17 protein-coding genes are annotated in these 18,291 nt (G+C 60.5%); all 17 read left to right on the forward strand.

Annotated features, from left to right (window positions below; genetic code table 11):
• Window positions 1–2,283 (forward strand): translation initiation factor IF-2 (infB, locus tag VEZ38_RS12580; protein WP_324893862.1); only part of this gene is annotated, 2,283 nt, incomplete at its 5' end.
• Between the two features lie 7 nt (window positions 2,284–2,290).
• Complete coding sequence (gene rbfA, locus VEZ38_RS12585; protein WP_324893864.1) at window positions 2,291–2,644, forward strand: 30S ribosome-binding factor RbfA; 354 nt, start codon at window positions 2,291–2,293, stop codon at window positions 2,642–2,644.
• Window positions 2,641–3,636 carry a bifunctional oligoribonuclease/PAP phosphatase NrnA gene (locus tag VEZ38_RS12590; protein ID WP_324893866.1) on the forward strand — a complete coding sequence of 332 codons (996 nt, stop codon included), beginning with the start codon at window positions 2,641–2,643 and terminating at the stop codon, window positions 3,634–3,636. Before rbfA ends, VEZ38_RS12590 begins: the two co-directional genes overlap by 4 nt.
• Window positions 3,633–4,553: a tRNA pseudouridine(55) synthase TruB gene (gene truB, locus VEZ38_RS12595; RefSeq protein ID WP_324893868.1), complete on the forward strand. Its 921-nt coding sequence runs from the start codon at window positions 3,633–3,635 to the stop codon at window positions 4,551–4,553. Before VEZ38_RS12590 ends, truB begins: the two co-directional genes overlap by 4 nt.
• A 31-nt stretch (window positions 4,554–4,584) precedes the next feature.
• Window positions 4,585–5,550 (forward strand): bifunctional riboflavin kinase/FAD synthetase, encoded by a 966-nt coding sequence (locus VEZ38_RS12600; RefSeq protein WP_324893870.1) that lies wholly within the window; start codon window positions 4,585–4,587, stop codon window positions 5,548–5,550.
• Window positions 5,551–5,711: 161 nt separating this feature from the next.
• Entirely contained in the window at window positions 5,712–5,981 is a 270-nt protein-coding gene (gene rpsO / locus VEZ38_RS12605; RefSeq protein WP_324893872.1) for a 30S ribosomal protein S15, read from the forward strand.
• A gap of 205 nt (window positions 5,982–6,186) precedes the next feature.
• A complete protein-coding gene (pnp, locus tag VEZ38_RS12610) occupies window positions 6,187–8,316 on the forward strand; it encodes a polyribonucleotide nucleotidyltransferase (protein WP_324893874.1) in 2,130 nt (709 codons plus the stop codon).
• A 155-nt stretch (window positions 8,317–8,471) separates the two neighbouring features.
• On the forward strand, window positions 8,472–9,503 hold the full coding sequence (locus tag VEZ38_RS12615; protein WP_324893876.1) for a polysaccharide deacetylase family protein: 1,032 nt from the start codon (window positions 8,472–8,474) through the stop codon (window positions 9,501–9,503).
• 60 nt (window positions 9,504–9,563) lie between these two features.
• Window positions 9,564–10,835, forward strand: coding sequence for a pitrilysin family protein (locus VEZ38_RS12620; protein ID WP_324893878.1), 1,272 nt, complete (start codon window positions 9,564–9,566; stop codon window positions 10,833–10,835).
• Complete coding sequence (gene dut, locus VEZ38_RS12625; RefSeq protein ID WP_324893880.1) at window positions 10,813–11,265, forward strand: dUTP diphosphatase; 453 nt, start codon at window positions 10,813–10,815, stop codon at window positions 11,263–11,265. Before VEZ38_RS12620 ends, dut begins: the two co-directional genes overlap by 23 nt.
• A gap of 190 nt (window positions 11,266–11,455) precedes the next feature.
• Window positions 11,456–12,355, forward strand: coding sequence for a dipicolinate synthase subunit DpsA (gene dpsA / locus VEZ38_RS12630; protein ID WP_324893882.1), 900 nt, complete (start codon window positions 11,456–11,458; stop codon window positions 12,353–12,355).
• On the forward strand, window positions 12,352–12,948 hold the full coding sequence (locus VEZ38_RS12635; RefSeq protein ID WP_324893884.1) for a dipicolinate synthase subunit B: 597 nt from the start codon (window positions 12,352–12,354) through the stop codon (window positions 12,946–12,948). The genes dpsA and VEZ38_RS12635 overlap by 4 nt, the downstream gene beginning before the upstream one ends.
• 79 nt (window positions 12,949–13,027) lie before the next feature.
• Complete coding sequence (dapG, locus tag VEZ38_RS12640; RefSeq protein WP_324893886.1) at window positions 13,028–14,242, forward strand: aspartate kinase; 1,215 nt, start codon at window positions 13,028–13,030, stop codon at window positions 14,240–14,242.
• 94 nt (window positions 14,243–14,336) lie between these two features.
• Complete coding sequence (gene dapA / locus VEZ38_RS12645) at window positions 14,337–15,230, forward strand: 4-hydroxy-tetrahydrodipicolinate synthase (protein ID WP_324893888.1); 894 nt, start codon at window positions 14,337–14,339, stop codon at window positions 15,228–15,230.
• 224 nt (window positions 15,231–15,454) lie between these two features.
• Window positions 15,455–17,131, forward strand: coding sequence for a ribonuclease J (locus tag VEZ38_RS12650; protein WP_324893890.1), 1,677 nt, complete (start codon window positions 15,455–15,457; stop codon window positions 17,129–17,131).
• 154 nt (window positions 17,132–17,285) lie between these two features.
• Window positions 17,286–18,044, forward strand: coding sequence for a ClpP family protease (locus VEZ38_RS12655; RefSeq protein ID WP_414694712.1), 759 nt, complete (start codon window positions 17,286–17,288; stop codon window positions 18,042–18,044).
• Window positions 18,041–18,253, forward strand: a complete 213-nt coding sequence (locus tag VEZ38_RS12660) for a YlzJ-like family protein (RefSeq protein ID WP_324893894.1) — start codon at window positions 18,041–18,043, stop codon at window positions 18,251–18,253. Before VEZ38_RS12655 ends, VEZ38_RS12660 begins: the two co-directional genes overlap by 4 nt.
• Window positions 18,254–18,291: the final 38 nt, after the last annotated feature.

The following is an 18,291-nucleotide window of genomic DNA, read 5'->3' on the forward strand; positions in this document are numbered from 1 at the left end:
CAGGGCGACCGTCCGCAGGGCGGCGGCTACCAAGGCAATCGCCCGCAGGGCGACCGTCCGCAAGGCGGCGGCTACGGCGGCAATCGCCCGCAAGGCGATCGTCCGCAAGGCGGCGGCTACGGTAATCGCCCGCAGGGCGACCGTCCGCAAGGCGGCGGCTACGGCAATCGCCCGCAGGGCGACCGTCCGCAAGGCGGCGGCTTCGGCGGCAACCGTCCGCAAGGAGGCGGCTTCGGGAATCGTCCCGGCGGCGCAGGCCGGCCGGGCGGCGGCGGCGGACGTCCGGGGCAGGGGGGCGGCGGCCGCTTCGGCGGCGCGGCGAAAATTCCGGCACCTCCTGTCGATAACCGGACGCAGCCTCAACCGACGCGCGAGCGGGATCGGGATAAGGATAAGGAGCGCGATCGCGACCGGACGTCCCGGTTCAACGACGGGGAGTTCAGCGACGGCAAGGGTCGCGGCGGCAAGCGCAAAGGCGGCAAGAACAACCGGAACAACCGGAACCAGCCGTCCCGTCCGAAAATCGACAATACGCCTAAGAAAATTATCGTACGCGGCAACATGACCGTCGGCGAGACGGCGAAGCTGTTCCATAAGGACGCTTCCGAAGTGATCAAGAAGCTCTTGTTCATGGGTACGGTGGCGACGATCAATCAAGAAATCGATCTCGATATTATTCAGCTTCTGGCGACCGAGTTCGGCATCGAAGTCGAGGTCAGAATCGCGGAAGAGATCGATAACTACGACGAGATCGTGGAGACCGACGACGAAGCGGATTTGGAAGAACGCCCGCCGGTCGTGACGATCATGGGCCACGTCGACCACGGCAAGACGACGCTGCTCGACGCCATCCGCGAAGCGAACGTCGTCGAAGGCGAAGCCGGCGGCATCACGCAGCATATCGGCGCGTACCAAGTCGAAATCAATAACCGGAAGATTACGTTCCTGGATACGCCGGGCCACGAAGCGTTCACCTCGATGCGCGCGCGCGGCGCCCAAGTGACGGACATCACGATCCTTGTCGTCGCAGCGGACGACGGCGTGATGCCGCAGACGAAAGAAGCGATCTCGCATGCGAAGGCGGCGGGCGTGCCGATTATCGTCGCGGTGAACAAAATCGACAAACCGGATGCGGATCCGGATAAGATTAAGCAGGCGCTCACAGAGTTCGAGCTCGTTCCCGAGGAGTGGGGCGGCGATACGATCTTCGTAAACATCTCGGCGAAACAGCGCATGAACCTCGATACGCTGCTGGAGATGATTCTCCTTGTGGCGGACGTGCAGGAATATAAAGCGAATCCGAACAAGCGGGCGCGGGGAACGGTCATCGAGGCCGAGCTCGACAAGGGCAAAGGCGCCGTCGCGCGCGTGCTCGTCCAGAACGGTACGCTCAAGGTCGGCGACGCGCTTGTTATCGGCAACAGCTTCGGCCGCGTTCGCGCGATGGTCAATGACAAGGGGCGCCGCGTGAAGGAAGCCGGACCGTCGATGCCGGTCGAAATTACCGGCTTGACCGAGGTTCCGCAGGCAGGCGATCCGTTCATGGTATTCGAGGACGAGCGGAAGGCGCGCGAAATCGCCGAATCCCGCACGTCGAAGCAGCGGCAGGCCGAATTCGGCGCGAACACGAAGGTCACGCTCGACGATTTGTTCAGCAAGATCAAGGAAGGCGATCTGAAGGAACTGAACGTGATCATCAAGGGCGACGTGCAAGGCTCCGTCGAGGCGCTCAAGGGCTCCCTCGAGAAAATCGACGTCGAAGGCGCGCGCGTGCGCATCCTGCATACGGGCGTAGGCGCGATCACCGAGTCGGACGTGACGTTCGCATCGGCTTCGAACGCGATCATTATCGGCTTCAACGTTCGTCCGGAGCCGGCGGCGAAGGCGACGGCCGATCAGGAAGGCGTCGACGTCCGCCTGCACCGGATCATCTACAACGTCATCGACGAGATCGAATCCGCGATGAAGGGCTTGCTTGACCCGGTATTCAAGGAAGTCGTGCTCGGGCAGGCGGAGGTCCGCAACGTATTCAAAATTACGAAAGTGGGCACCATTGCAGGGTGTATGGTGACGCAGGGCAAGATCGCGCGCAACGCGGAAGTCCGCGTCATTCGCGACAGCGTCGTCGTACACGAAGGCAAGCTCGACTCGCTCAAGCGGTTCAAGGACGATGCGAAGGAAGTCGCGCAAGGCTACGAGTGCGGCATCGGCATCGACAAGTACAACGATATCCGCGAGGGAGATATCATCGAGGCGTTCGTGATGGAAACCGTAGAGAGGTGAATTGCGCATGGCCAAAGTCCGTGTCGGACGCGTGGGGGAGCAACTGAAGAAAGAGCTTAGCCACATTATCCAGACGGAGTGGAAGGATCCGGGCGTCGGTTTCGTGACCGTCACCGGGGTGGACGTGACCAACGATCTGTCCCAAGCGAAAGTATTCGTCAGCGTGCTCGGCACCGACGAGCAGAAGGAGACGACGCTGAAGGCGCTCGCCCGGGGCAAGGGATTCCTCCGGACGGAACTCGGCAAGCGGATGCGGCTGCGGCATGTGCCCGACCTGTTGTTTCACTTCGACAACTCCATCGAATACGGCAGCAAGATCGAAAAATTGCTCGGGTCGATCCAGCAAGAGGATCGGCCATGAGCGAAGCTTCACGGCAAGAAGCGTATGAAGATGCGCTTCGCCGCGCGGCGGCATTCCTGCGGGAGAACGACGACTTTCTCGTCGTCTCCCACTTGTCGCCGGACGGGGACGCCATCGGTTCCACCGGCGCGATCGGCTTTCTGCTGAGAGCGCTCGGGAAAACCTATACGTTAGCGAACGAAGGCCGGACGCCGGACAAGTACGCGGGGCTGTTAGGCGATCAAAGCATCGTCGATTTCGGAAAAGCTCCGCTGCTTCGGCGGTTCGAGGCCGTCATCGCCGTCGACTGCGCGGATTTCGCGCGGATCGGCGCCGTACATACCGTATTCGCCGAAGGGCGGAAGCTGCTGAATATCGACCACCACCCGACGAACGACGATTACGGCACTCATAATTTGGTGAAGCCGTCGGCGGCGGCGACGGTCGAGATCATTTTCGAGTTGGCGGAGACGTTGGGCGTTCCTTGGTCGAAGCCGCTGGCGACCTGCATCTATGCCGGGCTGTTGACGGATACGGGCGGGTTCCGGTATTCGAATACGACCCCGCAGGTGCTGTCGATCGCCGAACGCATGCTGCGGCTCGGCGTCGACGGCGCGGGGCTCGCGGAGCGGCTGCTGGAGACGATGTCGTATCCGCAGGTGCTGCTGCTGAAGGCGGCATTGTCGTCGCTGCAGTTCACGCCGGACCGCCGCGTCGGATGGGTGTCGGTGTCGCGCGAGACGCTGGCTGGCGTCGGCGCCGCGGACGAAGATACGGAAGGCCTGGTGAACCTCCCGCGCAACGTCGACGGCGTCGAGGTCGGCATCCTCTTTAAAGAAAAGACAGACGGCATCGTAAAGGTCAGCCTGCGGTCCTCCGGCCGCGTCGACGTGGCGGCGCTCGCCAAGACGTTCGGCGGGGGCGGGCATGTGCGCGCGGCGGGCTGCACGATCAACGGTACGCTGGACGAAGCGATCCGGCGTGTAGTGGAAGCGGTGAACGAGAAGTTATGACGGAATGGGAAGGCGTGTTTCCGCTTTGGAAGGACGCCGGCATGACCTCGCACGATTGCGTGGCGAAAGCGAGAAAGCTGTTTCGCATGAAGCGCATCGGCCATACGGGCACGCTGGATCCTGATGTTTCCGGCGTGCTTCCGCTTTGTTTGGGACGGGCGACCCGTATCGTCGAGTACGTCCAGGAGCTCCCGAAGACGTACGAAGCGGAAATGACGATCGGGTACGCGACGGACACCGAGGATGCATCCGGCGCCGTCGTCGAACGGGTCGACGCCGTGGAGGCGACGGAGGAGCAGATCCGCGCGGCGGCGGGCGCGTTCGTCGGCGACATCGAGCAGACGCCGCCGATGTATTCGGCCGTGAAGGTGGAAGGCAAGCGGCTGTACGAGCTGGCCCGCGCCGGAATCGAAGTGTCCCGAAAGTCAAGGCAAGTGACGATCCATGCGATCGAGGTGACGGACATTCGGCGCGACGGGCCGTATCCGAAAGTTCGCATGACCGTGACTTGCTCGAAGGGGACCTATATTCGGACGCTGTGCGCGGACCTCGGCCGCGCTCTAGGGTACCCGGCCGTGATGTCGGCGCTCGTACGCACCGCGTCCGGTCCGATCCGGCAGGAAAGCTGCGTCACCTTCGCGGAGGCGGAACGATTGATGGCGGAAGGCAAACTCGCTTCCAAGCTGCTTTCGATCGGGGAGGCGCTCGCCTTCTTGCCCAGCGGCACGGTTTCGGAGGCGGCGGTGCTGCCGGCGCTTCAGGGGCGTAAGCTGTACGAGAAAGCGGTTCGATTGGACGATGGCGTCGACCTGAGGGACGACGCGCTCGTTCGACTGTACGGGGGAGAACGGTTGATCGGGCTATATAGCAAGGACGCGGCTGCGGAATGCTTCGTTCCGCGGAAGTTGTTCACGTGAACGCTCGAAGCAGGACAGGAGGAATTTCGCCATGAACATCGTACATCTCTCATACCCGCTGACGGAAACCGATCGACGCGCCGTTCCGGCCGAAGGCCAGACGCTCGCGATCGGCGACTTCGACGGCGTGCACGTCGGCCATCGCGAGGTGATTCGGCGCGCGGTGCAAGAGGCGAAACGGCAGGGACTGGCTTCCTCCGTCATGACGTTCGATCCGCACCCGCGCGAGGTGCTCGGCTCCCCGGCATATTCGACGTGGATTACGCCGCTTCCGCGAAAGCTGGAGCTGCTGCAGGAACTGGGGATCGATACGACGTACGTCGTCGCGTTCGACCTTTCATTGGCCGCGTTGTCGCCGGGGGCGTTCGTGGACGAGGTGCTGAAGCCGCTTAACGTGAAGTCGGTTTCGATCGGCTTTAACTTTACGTTCGGGCACCGAGGCGCGGGCACGGCGGTGGTATTGCGGGAGCTCGGCGAAGGCGCCTTCGAGGTGAACGCCGTCGAGCCGCAGCAAATCGCCGGCGAGCGCGTGAGCTCTACCTCGATACGCGAAGCGCTCGCAGAGGGGGACGTCGAACGCGTCGCGGCTTTGCTCGGAAGACCTTACGCCCTCGCGGGGCTTGTCGTCGCCGGCGACGGACGGGGACGAACGATCGGCGTGCCGACGGCGAATTTGTCGATCTCCGATCGATGCGTTCGGCCGGCTAACGGGGTCTACGCTATAGAAGCGGAGGTCGAGACCGGCCGGCTGGCGGGCCGGCGGTATCAAGGCGTTATGAACGTAGGCTTCAAGCCTACGTTCCACAATGCGCTGCCCGAGCCGACCTGGGAGGCGCACCTATTTGATTTCGAAGGCGATCTCTACGATCAGCGGCTAAAGACAACGTTCCTCTCCCGCATTCGGAACGAGCGGAAGTTCGATTCCGTCGCGGCGCTTATCGCACAGATCGAGCGGGATATCGAAGAGGCGAAACGAAGATTTCGGAAAGACGATTAAACTAGTTGTAACTTGGAAATGATATATGGTATAGTAGTGGAGTTGTCGAATCGAGGGGGCCTTCGAGGCGCCGTTCGACGACGAAAGAACCGTTGCTTGGCGATCCGACTCACCGACGGACGGCTAGGCTATCGGGGATTATACAGAGGAGGTGACGAAGGATGGCATTGACGCAAGAGCGTAAGACGCAACTGATCGAGGAGCACAAGGTACACAGCAACGACACCGGCTCCCCGGAGGTACAAGTCGCTATCCTGACCGAGAACATCAACAACTTGACGCAACATCTTCGGGAGCACAAGAAGGATCATCACTCCCGTCGCGGTTTGCTCAAGATGGTAGGCCAGCGCCGGAAGCTGCTTGCTTACCTGAAAAACAAAGATGTTCAACGGTACAGCGCTTTGATCGAGAAGCTCGGCCTGCGACGCTAATTCGAGGCCGGGATGCGAACAACCGCATACCCGAAAGCAACCGTCTCTTCGCATCGTCCCGACGTCCAGTCGCGGCGGACGCGGAGGAGCGGTTGCTTTTCTTTTAGGGGCGGTACATACGGCAACTATGAAATGATTTGGCGGAAGAAGGAAATAATACCCCCCATGCAGAATGTATGATAGATCGAATCGAAGGAGGCAATGTATGGATTCCGGTGAAGTGAAAACAGTACAAATGGATTTAGCCGGCCGACCCTTGAAGCTTGAAACCGGCCGACTTGCGAAGCAAGCGAACGGCGCCGTCCTCGTGCGTTACGGCGAGACGGTCGTCCTATGCACGGTGACGGCATCTTCGGAGCCGAAGGATCTCGACTTTTTCCCGCTTACGGTGAATTACGAGGAACGGCTGTATGCCGTCGGCAAAATTCCCGGGGGCTTTATTAAGCGCGAAGGACGTCCCAGCGAAAAGGCGATTCTCGCCAGCCGTCTGACGGACCGCCCGATCCGCCCGTTGTTCCCGGAGGGCTTCCGGAACGACGTCCAGATCGTCGCGCTCGTCATGAGCGTAGATCAGGATTGCTCGCCCGAGATGGCGGCGATGATCGGCACGTCCGCGGCGCTCAGCATCTCCGACGTGCCGTTCAACGGACCGGTCGGCGGCGTGGTGGTCGGTCGGGTCGACGGCCAGTTCGTCATTAATCCGACGATCGAACAAGAGGACAAGTCCGACATTTACGTCGTCGTCGCCGGTACGAAGGACGCCATCATGATGGTGGAGGCCGAGGCGAACGAGGTGCCGGAGGACGTGATGCTCGAGGCGATCATGTTCGGGCACGAAGAAATTAAAAAAATCGTGGCGCTGCAGGAGCAATTCGTCGCGATCGCGGGCCGCGAAAAGATGGCCGTCAAGCTGCATCAGGTCGACGCGGAAGTGAACGCCAGCGTTCGCGCGTACGCGGCGGAGCGGCTTGTCGAAGCGGTGAAAATTCCGGAGAAGCAAGCGCGCGGCGACGCCATCTCGGCGATCAACGAAGAGACGATCGCGCATTTCGCGGAGCAGTTCGCGGACAAGATGAAGGACGTCAAGGAAGTGCTGTACGACATCGTGAAGGAAGAAGTACGCCGCCTCATCACGGTCGACAAGGTTCGCCCGGACGGCCGGAAAATTGACGAAATTCGTCCGATCGACTGCGATGTCGCGATTTTGCCGCGGACGCACGGTTCGGCGCTGTTCACGCGCGGCCAGACGCAGGCGCTGAGCATCTGCACGCTGGGAGCGCTCGGCGACGAGCAAATTCTCGACGGCCTCGACCTCGAGGATCGCAAGCGGTTCATGCACCATTACAACTTCCCGCCGTTCTCCGTCGGGGAAGCGAGACCGCTCCGCCCGCCGGGACGACGCGAAATCGGCCACGGCGCGCTCGGCGAACGCGCGTTGTCGAAGGTCATTCCGTCCGAAGAGAAGTTCCCGTACACGATTCGTCTCGTATCCGAATGTCTCGAGTCCAACGGCTCGACGTCGCAGGCGAGCATCTGCGCGAGCACGATGGCGCTCATGGACGCAGGCGTTCCGATCAAGGCGCCGGTCGCGGGCATCGCGATGGGTCTTATAAAGAACAACGAGCACTACACGGTGCTGACGGACATTCAAGGCATGGAAGATCATCTCGGCGATATGGACTTTAAGGTCGCAGGCACGGCCGAAGGCGTAACCGCCATTCAGATGGACATTAAGATCGACGGCATCGACCGCAACATCTTGAGCGAGGCGCTCGCGCAAGCGAAGGAAGGCCGCATGTTCATCTTAAATAAGATGATGGGAGCCATCTCCGAGCCGCGCAAGCAGCTGTCGCCGTATGCGCCGAAAATTACGGTTATGCAGATCAACCCGGACAAAATTCGGGACGTGATCGGATCGGGCGGCAAGGTCATCAACAAAATTATCGAGGAAACCGGCGTCAAAATCGATATCGAGCAAGACGGCCGCGTGTTCATCGCTTCGCCGAACGCGGAAGCGAACGATCGCGCGCGGGCGATTATCGAGGGCATCGTGAAGGAAGTCGTCGTCGGCGAAATTTATATCGGCACCGTCAAGCGGATCGAGAAGTTCGGCGCGTTCGTCGAAATTTTGCCGGGCAAAGACGGGCTCGTCCATATTTCTCAGCTGTCTACGGAGCGCGTCGCGAAGACGGAAGACGTCGTGGCGATCGGAGACACGATCACCGTGAAGGTGACCGAGATCGACCAGCAAGGCCGCGTCAATCTTTCGCGCAAGGCTGTCCTGGTAGGCGAAGGCAAGCCGGCAACCGACGGCAAGACGCCTGTCGGGCAATAATCGCAACGAAAACACATAACCGAATCCCCGTTTTCCGGAAAGAGTCAGAATCCCGTTCTGTCTCTTTTTTTGTTGCATACATTTAGGACAAGAACGAGTTTGTCCGCGCGATGCGGCCGGCGTCTCGCGGCACGGACGAGAGGGGAAGGTACGGTATGAACGGGATATGGAAAACGGGGGGCGTCGCCGTCCTATTTTTCGCGTTCGCGTTCCTGACGGTCAATCAGGCGGGACCGATCGCGCATCACTTGGCCGCGCTGGAGCCGAGCGGCGCGGCGGTCGAGCGAACGGAAGGCGCGGGCGGGGCCGTCGATCCTTCGAAGCTGAATGCCGAGGAACGGGCGCTGTACGACCGAATCGTCGCGGAAGCCGCGAAGCTGCGCATCGACCCCGTCGACGCGAAGGCGGATCCGGTGTGGAAGGCGATCCCCGGGTTGAACGGGCGGGAGGTGAACGTCGACGCAACGTACGCCGCGGCGAAGGCGCAAGGGGGAAAAGAGACGATTCCGTTCGTCTTCCGCGAAATTCCCGCGAAGGTGACGCTCGACGATCTCGGACCGCTCCCGATTTATAAAGGAAATCCGCGAAAACCGATGGTTTCGCTCATGATCAACGTCGCGTGGAAGGAAGAAAACCTGCCGGCCATGCTGCAAACGCTCAAAGAAGAAAACGTGAAAGCGACGTTCTTCTTTCTCGGTTCGTGGTTGAAGTCCCATCCCGAGGAGGCGAAACGCATCGCCGCCGAAGGCCACGAGGTCGCCAATCACGCGTATTGGCACAAGACGCCGCTCAGCCAACTTTCGGACGAAGCCGCGAAGCAAGAGATCGCGGATACGCAGAAACTGCTGAAGGAGACGCTCGGCGTCGAGGCGACGTTGTTCGCGCCGCCGTCCGGCGATTTCGATGCGGACACGGTGCGCATCGCGAGCGAGCTCGGGCTCCGCACGATCTTGTGGTCGCTCGACACGATCGACTGGAAGGAACCGCCGCCCGAATCGATCGTCCGCAAGGTCGCGCTCCGCATCGAACCCGGTTCGTTGATTTTAATGCACCCGACGGCCAGCGCCACCGCCGCGCTGCAAGGCATCATCCGCGAGGCGAAGCGCAAGGGCTTCGCCCTCGGGACCGTCTCCGAGACGATCTCGCCGGCGCCGGCGCCCGATGTTGAGACGGCGCCTCGTTTCTGATAATATCTATCATCAGAAACCATTGTCGCAGCAGGCGGGCGAGAAGGCGGGGGGAAACAAGTGGAACGCAGGCAACTTAGTAACGGAATTCGCGTTGTGCTCGAGAATATGCCGACGAGCCGCTCGGTCTCCTTCGGAATTTGGGTCAAGACGGGCTCGAGGAACGAGCAGGAAACGAATAACGGCATTTCCCATTTCATCGAACACATGATGTTTAAGGGGACGGAACGATACAGCGCGAAAGATATCGCGGACGTGTTCGACGGCATCGGCGGGAATGTCAACGCATTCACGTCCAAAGAATATACGTGCTATTACGCGAAGGTGCTCGACGAGCATGTGCCGATCGCCGTCGACGTGCTCGCGGATATGTTCTTCCGTTCGAAGCTGGCGAGCGACGAACTCGCCAAGGAGAAGAACGTCATCATCGAGGAAATTTCGATGTACGAGGATACGCCGGACGATATCGTGCACGACAGAATCGCGAAGGCGGCGTACGGCGACCATCCGCTAGGCATGCCGATCCTCGGCACGGAGCCGAATTTGCAGGCGATGACCGCGGACGATCTGCGCGGTTTTATCGAGACGCATTACGGCAGCGACGCGATCGTCATTAGCGCAGCCGGCAACATCGGCGATTCGATGCTCGAGCTGTTCGAGCGGCATTTCGGCGGGGCAGCCCAGCAAAACCGGCCAAGCAAGGCGTCGCCGATGACGGCGCCCGCCTTCGTCGGCGGTCACGACTACCTTCGGAAGAAGACGGAGCAAAATCATCTGTGCATCGCGATGCCGGGCTGCGCCCAGGACGATCCGCTCCTGTATACGATGATCTTGCTGAACAATGCGATCGGCGGAGGGATGAGCTCCCGGCTGTTCCAAGAAATTCGGGAGAAGCGCGGACTCGCGTATTCGATTTATTCGTACCATACGTCGCATGCGGACAGCGGGATATTTACGATCTATGCGGGCACGACCCCGAAGCAGACGGCGGAAGTGCTGGACCTTGTCTACGGCGTAATCGAGGACGTCCGGGATAACGGCTTGCTGCCGGAGGAGCTTCGCAAAGGCAAGGAACAGATGAAAGGGAGCCTGATCATCGGGCTCGAGAGCACGAGCAGCCGGATGACCCGCAACGGGAAAAACGAGCTGATGCTGGGCCGTCATTTCACGCTGGACGACTTGATTCACCGCATCGAATCGGTCACGATGGACGACGTTCGGACGCTCGCCCGCCGCATGTTCGGCGGGCCGTGCGCCACGGCGATGGTCGGGGGTTCGGATAAACCGTTGTTGAAATGGAGAGATCGGTATGCAGCCGCCTTACAAGGTTGAGATTCAGCGATTGCCCGGGAACGAGGACGTGCCGCTGCCGGTCAAGATGTCTGCGGGCGCAAGCGGCTACGACCTGCACGCGGCGATCGTCGAGCCGATCGAGCTCGCGCCGGGCGAGCGCAAGCTGATTCCGACCGGCTTCGCGCTTTCGATGCCGAACGGGCTGGAGGCGCAAATTCGGCCCCGGAGCGGACTCGCCTTCAAGCACGGCATCACGACGCTCAACACGCCCGGGACGATCGACGCGGATTACCGAGGCGAGGTCAAGGTGCTGCTGATCAACCTCGGCGCGGAGCCGTTCGTCGTGAGCCGCGGCGAGCGGATCGCGCAGATGGTGTTTCAGACGGTGCCCGTGATCGACCTGGCCGAGGTCGGCGCATTGGACCAGACGGTTCGAGGCGCCGGCGGGTTCGGACATACGGGCGTATAATCGCATATCATGCATCGAACGAAGCCGATCGGACATCCGATCGGCTTTTCCGCGTGTTCCCCATGCCAAACGAAAATTGGGCTCGCGAAAGCGGCAGCGGCGACAACTTTCCCGCACCTTGGAACCAATTCTGGGCGGATGCCATAGTATAGCACTATATTTGGTGGCAACCGAAAGGAGCGTGTTCGCAATGCTAACCGGAACGCAGGTTGCCTTCATCGGCGGCGACGCCCGTCAGCTGGAGGTGATCCGCAGGTTGACGGAGCTGGATGCGACCGTGACGTTAATCGGCTTCGATAATTTGAAGCAAACGTTCGACGGCGCGACGCATGCGGAGATGACGGAGGAAGCGTTCGAGAACGCGGACGCCGTCCTGCTGCCGGTCGTCGGCACGGACGACGAGGGAAAGATCGAAGGCGTCTTCACTTCCAAGGAGCTGCGCTTAACGTCCGAATGCCTCGGCCGGCTGCCGAAACACGCCAAAGTGTACGCCGGCATGGCGAAGCCGTACTTACGAAATTTGTGCGAGCAGCACGGGATCGCCTTAGTCGAATTGCTCGAACGCGACGACGTCGCGATCTATAACTCGATTCCGACGGCGGAAGGCGCACTCATGCTCGCGATGCAGCATACGGACATTACGATCCACGGGTCAACGGCGGTCGTCCTCGGGTTCGGTCGCACCGGCATGACGATGGCGCGAGCGCTGCAGGGGCTCGGCGCGAAGGTGCTTGTCGGCGTGCGGCGGGAAGAGCATTACGCCCGCGCCTACGAGATGGGCTTCGAGCCGTTCCACACCGCGCAGCTGCAAAGCAAGGTCGTCGGCGCCGATCTCCTCTTTAACACCGTCCCCTCCCCGATCGTCACGGCCAGCGTCATCGCGGCGCTGCCGCCGCGCGCGGTCATTATCGATCTCGCTTCGAAGCCGGGGGGCACGGATTTTCGGTTCGCCGAACGCAGAGGCGTAAAAGCGATGCTGGCGCCGGGGCTGCCGGGCATCGTCGCGCCGAAGACGGCGGGCCGCATCATCGCATCGGTCGTAAGCCAGCTCATTATGGAAGATTCCGCGAAACGGGGGAATGAAGCATGAATTGGAAAGGAATCACGGTCGGATACGCGTTGACGGGCTCCCATTGCACGCTGGAGGAAGTGATGCCGCAGATCAAAAGATTCGTCGACGCCGGAGCGAACGTCGTGCCGATCATCTCGAACTCGGTGGCGATGACGGATACGCGCTTCGGCAAGGCGGCGGACTGGCAGAAGCAGTTGAAAGAGATTACCGGAAATGATATCATTTCCTCGATTGTCGACGCGGAACCGCTCGGACCCTCCAAGCTCCTCGACGTGATGGCGATCGCGCCCTGCACGGGCAACACGACCAGCAAGTTAGCGAACGCGATGACGGAAAGCCCCGTGCTGATGGCGGCCAAGGCGCAAATGCGCAACGGACGTCCGCTGGTGCTGGCGATTTCGACGAACGACGGTCTGGGCCTGAACAGCGCGAATATTGCGAAACTTCTCATCACGAAAAACATTTACTTCGTCCCGTTCGGGCAAGACGCGCCGCAATCGAAGCCGAACTCGCTCGTCGCTCGAATGGATCTGATCATGGAGACGTGCGAGGCCGCGCTGCAAGGGAAACAGCTGCAACCGATGATCATCGAGCGTTTTCAATATTCTTGATCGAATTAATAATTAATGCAGTAAAATATCGGCGCCGCCATCGGACCGATCAACGAAGCATCGACAGGGAGGTACTGCGTTGCGAATCCTGGTACAGAAATTCGGAGGCACGTCCCTTTCCACGCCCGAAGCGAGGGAACACGCGATCAAGCATATCCGGCGCGCGCTGGACGAGAAATACGCGCTCGTCGTCGTCGTGTCGGCGATGGGGCGGCGTGGCGAACCGTATGCGACGGATACTCTGCTCGGCTTGATCGACGAGAACGGCGGCATGCTGGGCAAGCGAGAACGGGATTTATTGATGTCCTGCGGCGAGACGATCTCCGCCGCGACGCTGTGCGCGATGCTGCAATCCCGCGGCATCGACGCGAGCGCGCTCACCGGAGGTCAGGCGGGCATCGAGACGACGGCCGATCACGGCAATGCGCGCATTACCGGCATCCGGACGGATCGGCTTCTGTCCTTGCTTCGCGAGGGCAAGGTCGCCGTCGTGACCGGCTTTCAGGGGGTCGCGCCGAGCGGCGACGTGACGACCTTGGGCCGCGGGGGCAGCGATACGTCCGCGACGGCGCTCGGGGCCGCGCTCGGGGCCGAGTACGTCGATATCTTTACGGACGTCGAAGGCGTGTTGACGGCGGATCCCCGCATCGTCGGGGACGCGAAGCCGCTCGAGCAAGTCAGTTATTTGGAGATATGCAATATGGCGAACAACGGCGCGAAGGTAATCCACCCGAGGGCCGTGGAAGCCGCGATGGACGCGGATATCCCGGTTCGCATCCGTTCCACGTTTTCCGACGGCGTCGGCACGCTCGTCGCCGGACAATCGGCGCTCCGAAGCCGGGGGATGGCGCCGGATCGGCTCATTACCGGCATCGCGCATTCGACGAACGTGTCGCAAATTCAAGTATTTGCCGAAGAGGGCCAATACGACCTTCAATTACGCGTCTTTAAATCGATGGCCGCTCACGGCATCAGCGTCGACTTAATCAACGTGAATCCGTCCGGCGTCGCCTACACGGTGTACGAATCCGAATCGGATCGGGCCGCCGCCTTGTTGAAGCAGCTCGGCTACGAACCGAACGTCGTCAAAAATTGTACGAAGGTTTCCGTCATCGGCGGCGGCATGAACGGCGTGCCGGGCGTCATGGCGACGATTATCGAAGCGTTGACGGAGGAGGGCGTAGGCATCCTGCAGTCGGCCGACTCCAATACGACGATCTGGGTGCTCGTTCGATCCGAGGACACCGCGAAGGCCGTCAACGCGCTGCACCGGAAATTCAAGCTTCATGCCTAATTTAAATTGACATCATTCCCGATCCTTCGTATGATAAGGAACAATTGAAGCAACGCGCGACAAGCCGGACGGCTGACGGCGGGGAGGAACGAAAGTGGATTTCGGTAGATTGTTAACGGCAATGGTAACCCCCTTCGACGATAACCTGAAGATCGATTGGGAACGGACAGGTCGGCTCGTCGACGAATTGATCGAGAAGCAGCGCTCGGACGGTCTGGTCGTGGCCGGGACGACGGGGGAGTCCCCGACGCTAAGCGACGAGGAGAAGCTCGCGCTGATCGCGTTCGTCGTGAGGCGCGCGAACGGACGAGCGAAAGTGATCGCGGGCACGGGCTCGAACGATACGTCGCATTCGATCCATCTGACGCAAGAAGCGGAGAAGCTCGGCGTGGACGGCATTATGCTCGTCTCTCCTTATTATAGCCGTACGTCCCAAGAAGGGCTGATCGCTCACTTCCGCGCGGTCGCGGCGGCGACGAGCTTGCCCGTCATGATTTATAATATTCCGTCGCGCACCGGCATTAATATCGAGGCGAAGACAATGCTCGAGTTGGCGCGCACGCCGAATATCGTCGCCGTCAAGGAATCGAGCGGCGATCTCGATCAGATGTCCGCGATCTTGGCGGAGGCGCCCGAGGGCTTTCGCCTGTACAGCGGCGACGACAGCTTGACGCTGCCGGTGCTGGCGATCGGCGGTCACGGCATCGTCAGCGTGACGAGCCACCTCGTCGGCGGACTCATGAAATCGCTCATCGAGGCGTACGTGTCAGGCGACACGGCGCGCGCCGCGCAGCTGCACCTGCGGCTCATGCCGATGTATAAAGGCATGTTCTTCTGTCCGCATCGCGTGCCGAATCCGGTGCCCGTGAAATATGCGCTGAAGTCGAACGGCCTCGACTGCGGCGGGGTTCGCTTGCCGCTCGTCGACGTCACGCCGGAGGAGGCGTCGTTCATCGACGCGCTGGTAGCCTCTTACAAAGAAGCCTGAAATTTCGATGCCCGCTTTGCGCTTTTTTCCCGACCGGGAACGGCGCGAGACGGGCATCGTTTCTTTTTCCGTGGACATTCTAGAAATACCGTCGCGTGCATGCGCGGGTCGCGCGCGACTTGTATTGGAACAATTCGTTCATGTATAATGGGCGATAAGTGACTTGTTCGGCATGGTTTGTATTCATATAGATCGTCGCCAAAACATTAGAGGAGGTTACCTTGTTGTCTAAGAAAAGCACAGAGAAAGTGACCATTTTTGCCCTTGGCGGCGTGGGCGAAATTGGCAAAAATATGTATGTCGTACAGTATGCCAACGATATCGTCGTCATCGACGCCGGCCTGAAATTTCCGGAAGAGGACATGCTCGGGATCGACGTCGTCATTCCGGACATCTCGTATTTGACCGAAAACCGGGAGAAGGTGCGGGGCATTATCGTCACGCACGGCCACGAGGATCACATCGGCGGGCTGCCTTACGTGTTGAAGCATCTGAACGTGCCGGTCTACGGCACGAAGCTGACGCTGGGCCTCATCGAAAACAAGCTGAAGGAAGCGAATTTGCTCGGGGAGACGAAGCGCGTCTTGATTACTCCCGAAACCGTATTGCCGCTCGGAACGATGACGGCTTCGTTCTTTCGGACGAACCACAGCATTCCGGATTCGGTCGGCGTCGCGCTCGACACGCCCGAAGGCGTCATCGTGCATACGGGGGATTTCAAATTCGACTTTACGCCGGTGAATCAACAGTTCGCCGATCTTCACAAGATGGCGGAGCTCGGCAGCAAGGGCGTCTTGTGCCTGCTGTCCGAGAGCACGAACGCGGAGCGCTCCGGCTTTACGCCGTCGGAGAAGTCGGTCGGCGAGGAGCTGGTCGAGGTGTTCCGGCGCGCGACGCAGCGCGTCGTCGTCGCGACGTTCGCGTCGAATATTCACCGCGTGCAGCAAGTGTTCGAGGCGGCGGCGCTGACGAACCGGAAGGTGACGGTCATCGGCCGCAGCATGGTGAACGTCGTGACGATCGCTCATGAGCTCGGCTATCTCGACATTCCGGACGGCATGCTGATCGAGCCCGAGGAAGTGAACAAGCTCCCGGCCGACCAGGTCGTCATTTTGTCGACGGGAAGCCAGGGCGAGCCGATGTCGGCTTTAACGCGGATGGCGCGGTCGACGCATAAGAAGCTCGACATTCTGCCCGGCGACACGGTCATCATCGCGGCGACCCCGATTCCGGGCAACGAGCGGTACGTCGGACGGACGGTGGACGAGCTGTTCCGGCTCGGCGCGAACGTCATTTACGGCCCGGGCACGATTACGGGCGTCCACGTCTCCGGCCACGGCAGCCAAGAAGAGCTGAAGCTGATGCTGAACATGATGAAGCCGAAGTACTTCATTCCGATCCACGGCGAATATCGGATGCTCAAGCAGCATTCGAACCTCGCGGTGACCGTCGGCATCGAACGGGAAAACATCTTCATCCTCGATATCGGCGACACGGTGGAAATTCAGAACGGCACGGCGCGCCGCGGCAGCAAAATTCCGGCGGGGAACGTGCTGATCGACGGCCTCGGCGTAGGCGACGTAGGCAATATCGTGCTTCGAGACCGCAAGCTGCTGTCCCAAGACGGCATCCTCGTCGTCGTCGTGACGCTCAGCAAGCAGGAAGGGAAAATTATTTCCGGTCCGGACATTATTTCCCGCGGCTTCGTGTACGTGCGCGAATCCGAAGGGCTGCTCGAGGAAGCCAACAAGATCGTATCGAATACGCTGGCCCGGCTTATGGGCGAGAACGTGAACGAATGGGCTTCGTTGAAGACGCAGGTCAGAGACGCGCTCGGGCGATTCCTATATGAACAAACCAGAAGAAGACCGATGATTTTGCCGATCATCATGGAAGTGTAACGACGCACCGACGCTTCGTCACCCAAGACGGACGCCCGACCGCCCCGCGCGGAAGGGCGTCCGTTTTCTTGTATAGATTCGCGCTTCCACCTTCATACTATGACGGACTCGTTTCCTCATTTCGAATGGAGGGCTTTACATGGAACGGTACGAGATGAAGACGAATAAAGCGGAGCAGCCGGAGCCGTTCGGAGAACGGAAGAGCACGGTCGCAGAGAACATAACGGCCTTAGGAAACCCGAACCCGCCTACGAGCGAGCAATCGAATATTTTTTGCATGACGATCATCGGTCAAGTCGAAGGTCATGTCGTGCTACCCCCGCAAAACAAAACGACGAAATACGAGCATCTGATCCCGCAGCTCGTCGCCGCGGAGCAAAATTCGAAGATCGAAGGCATTCTCATCATTTTGAATACGGTCGGCGGGGACGTCGAAGCCGGCCTCGCCATCGCCGAGATGATCGCGTCGCTCTCGAAGCCGACCGTAACGATCGTACTGGGCGGGGGGCACTCGATCGGGGTGCCGATCGCCGTCAGCTCGGACTACTCGTTCATCGCGGAAAGCGCGACAATGACGATTCATCCGATCCGGCTGAACGGGCTCGTCATCAGCGTCCCGCAAACCTTCGAATATTTGGAGAAAATGCAGGATCGCGTGCTTCGCTTCATCGTATCGCATTCGACCGTGTCCGAGGAGAAGCTCAAAGAACTGATGTTTAAGACCGGCGAGCTGACCCGGGACATCGGCACGACGGTGATCGGCTCCGAAGCGGTGAACTACGGCTTGATCAACGCCGTCGGCGGGCTCGGCGACGCGATCCGCGAGCTGCAGCGCCGCATCGAGGAACAAAAGGCGCTGAAAGCCGCCGCCGGCGAAGGAGGGCTTGTCGCCGCGGGGAGGGTGGAGCATTGATTCTTTACACGGCATTGCCGCTGGAGCGCGTACTGGAAGGGCTCGAAGACTTGAAGGCGCCCGAAGAAATCGTGTTCGGCGATATGACGCTGCAGGTCGAGCCGCTCGATCACGGCAGAGCCCGGGTCGTTCGGCTCATCTCGCCGAGAGCGGAAGATTATCTCAATCCGGCGTACGCGCCTGGCGCGATTATCGTCGTGCCCCGCTGAACATACGTTCGAAACCTCAGGGGAACTATGCTATAATG

It is taken from the genome of Paenibacillus sp., assembly GCF_035645235.1.
Classification (GTDB): Bacteria; Bacillota; Bacilli; order Paenibacillales; family YIM-B00363; genus Paenibacillus_AE.